This window comes from Nocardia sp. NPDC002869 (genome assembly GCF_046764065.1).
Classification (GTDB): domain Bacteria; phylum Actinomycetota; class Actinomycetes; order Mycobacteriales; family Mycobacteriaceae; genus Nocardia; species Nocardia rhamnosiphila.
Genome location: NZ_JBKOOL010000296.1, coordinates 1 through 3,008, shown reverse-complemented (window position 1 = coordinate 3,008; position 3,008 = coordinate 1). Strand labels below are relative to the sequence as shown.

The 3,008-nt window shown below is 67.9% G+C and carries 2 protein-coding genes; both read left to right on the top strand.

What is annotated here, in order from left to right; translation table 11 throughout:
* Window positions 1-169 precede the first annotated feature (169 nt).
* Complete coding sequence (locus tag ACLML9_RS28310; protein ID WP_411948359.1) at window positions 170-1,579, top strand: acyl-CoA dehydrogenase family protein; 1,410 nt, start codon at window positions 170-172, stop codon at window positions 1,577-1,579.
* Window positions 1,580-1,799: 220 nt separating this feature from the next.
* A partial coding sequence (locus ACLML9_RS28305) for an acyl-CoA dehydrogenase family protein (RefSeq protein WP_411948358.1) occupies window positions 1,800-3,008 on the top strand: 1,209 nt, incomplete at its 3' end.

Below are 3,008 nucleotides of genomic sequence, written 5' to 3'. Positions count from 1 at the left end.
CCCGGAGTCCGGGGCGGGCGTTCTCGGCTTCATCACCTGGGTGTTCCGCGCGCCCGTCCGCTCACCAGGACGTAAGGACCGCTCGACGCCTTTCTTACTCCGCAGTAAGATAGCCTTACTCCGCAGTAAGATCCCCGGGGTCCGACCCTCACCCCCGCGCGAGAAACAGGTGATGATGAGCATTCGAGACAGCGCTACCGAGCGGCGGTCGCACCACGGCGTCCGCCAGGAGAACGGGGTGGGCCTGCACCAACCCAAACGGGACTGGATGGGCGCCGCCATGCGGGTCATGTCGACCATCACCGGTTCGGAGCTGGCCGAGAAATACAACCTGCGCAAGCCGATCGACCGGGTCACCTACCAGAGCACCAAAACCGGATTCCGCACCCTCGGCGCGGCCACCCGTGCCTTCAACAAGGTCGCGGGCGGTGGTGCGCCCAAGCGGCTACCGGACAACGAGTCCAAGACCAAGGACTATTTCGACCTCACCCCCACCGACGAACAGCAGATGATCGTCGAGACGGTGCGTGAGTTCGCGGCGGAGATCCTGCGCCCGGCCGCGCACGACGCCGACGAGGCGGCCGCCGCGCCGGCCGATCTGCTCGGCCGGGCCGCGGAACTGGGCATCACCCTCATCAACGTGCCCGAGGAACTCGAGGGCGCGGCCACCGAACGCGGCGCGGTCACCAATACGCTGGTCGCCGAGGCGCTCGCGCACGGCGATATGGGGCTCGCGCTGCCGCTGCTCGCGCCGAGCGGGGTCGCGGTCGCGCTGTCCCAGTGGGGCACCGACGCCCAGCAGCAGACCTATCTGCCGGCTTTCACCGGCGAGAACGTGCCCCAGGCCTGCGTGGTCATCAGCGAACCGCGCGCCTTGTTCGACCCCTTCAGCCTGCAGACCAAGGCGGTACGCTCCCCCAGCGGATACCGGTTGAACGGTGTCAAGAGCCTGGTCCCCGCGGCCGCCGACGCCGAGATCTTCGTGGTGGGCGCCGAACTCGACGGACGCCCGGCCCTGTTCGTGGTGGAATCCGATGCCAAGGGCCTGTCGGTGGAAGCCGATCCGAGCATGGGCCTGCGCGCGGCCGGGCTGGGCCGGCTGGTCCTGGACAATGTGGCCGTCGCCGCCGACGCCGTTCTGGGTGAGGGCGACGCCGCGCAGCACGCGGCCGACTACCGCGATGCCGTTCAGCTCGCCCGCCTCGGCTGGGCTTCGCTGGCCACCGGCACCGGACAGGCCGTACTGGACTATGTGATCCCCTACGTCAACGAGCGGGAAGCCTTCGGCGAACCGATCAGCCACCGGCAGGCGGTCGCGTTCATGGTCGCCGATATCGCCATCGAACTCGACGGTCTGCGCCTGGTCACACTGCGCGGCGCCGCCCGCGCCGAACAGGGCCTCACCTTCGCCCGGGAAGCGGCGCTGGCCAAGAAGCTGGCGGCGGACAAGGGTATGCGCTTCGGACTGGACGGCGTCCAGTTGCTCGGCGGCCACGGCTTCACCAAGGAACACCCGGTCGAACGCTGGTACCGCGATCTGAGGGGTATCGCGGTCGCCGAGGGCGTGGTGCTCGTGTAATTTGCGCCGCCTTCGGCGCCGCGGGTTCGGGGCCCTCGTGACCCCGGTTCTTCACTCCTCCGCTCAGTCGCTGCGCTCCCTCGCTCCGTCGCTCCAGAACCGGGGCGGGCCCCGAACATGAGCAGCGACCGGCAGATGAGGCGAAAATCCGGCCGCACCCGCACACCAGGCGGTTCGCCCGCCCTCGGAAAACTTTTCGGTTCTTCGCCAGGAGATTCTCATGATCAATCTCGAACTTCCCAGGAAGCTGCGGGCCAGCGCCAACCAGGCGCATCAGGTGGCCGCGCAGATCTTCCGGCCCATCTCACGCAAATACGACCTCGGCGAGCACGAATACCCGGTCGAACTCGACACCATGGCCGCCATGGTCGACGGGCTCAGCGATTCGGGCACGCAGAAGATCAGCGGGGCCAGCGGCGGGCGCTCCGACGACGAGAAGCCCTCCACCGACGTGCTCCTCAACGCCAACGGCGGCAATATGTCGGCGCTGCTCAACGCCCTGGAAACCTCCTGGGGCGATGTCGGGCTGATGCTGTCCATCCCTTACCAGGGGTTGGGCAATGCCGCGATCGCGGCGGTGGCCACCGACGAACAGCTGGAACGGTTCGGCAAGGTGTGGGCCTCGATGGCCATCACCGAACCCGGCTTCGGCTCCGATTCGGCCGCGGTCACCACCACCGCCGTCCTCGACGGCGACGAATGGGTGCTCAACGGCGAAAAGATCTTCGTCACCGCGGGGCAGCGTTCCACCCATATCGTGGTGTGGGCGTCGGTGGACCGCAGCCTCGGCCGGGCCGCCATCAAATCGTTCGTGGTCCCGCGGGACGCTCCCGGCCTGTCGGTGGCCCGGCTCGAGCACAAACTCGGCATCAAGGCCTCCGATACCGCGGTGCTGCTGCTCCAGGACTGCCGGATCCCGAAGGACAATATCCTCGGCAGCCCGGAAGTGAACGTGGAGAAGGGTTTCGCCGGGGTCATGCAGACCTTCGACAACACCCGCCCTATGGTCGCGGCCATGGCCATCGGCGTCACCCGCGCCGCGCTCGAGGAACTGCGCACCATCCTCACCGACGCGGGTATCGAGATCTCCTACGACACCCCGCCCAACAATCAGCACGCGGCGGCGGCCGAGTTCCTGCGGATGGAAGCCGACTACGAGTCCGCCTACCTGCTGGCGTTGCGGGCGGCCTGGATGGCCGACAACAAGAAGCCCAATTCGCTCGAGGCGTCGATGTCCAAGGCGAAGGCGGGGCGCACCGGCACCGATGTGACGCTGAAGTCGGTCGAACTGGCCGGCGCGGTCGGATACTCGCAGCGGCTGCTGCTGGAGAAGACACCACCGCCGCGGTCACGCCGAGCAGGATCTTGTTACGCACGCTCATTCTCGGTTCCTCTCGGCATGCAGGGTCGGCCCGGTCATGCTGGCCCG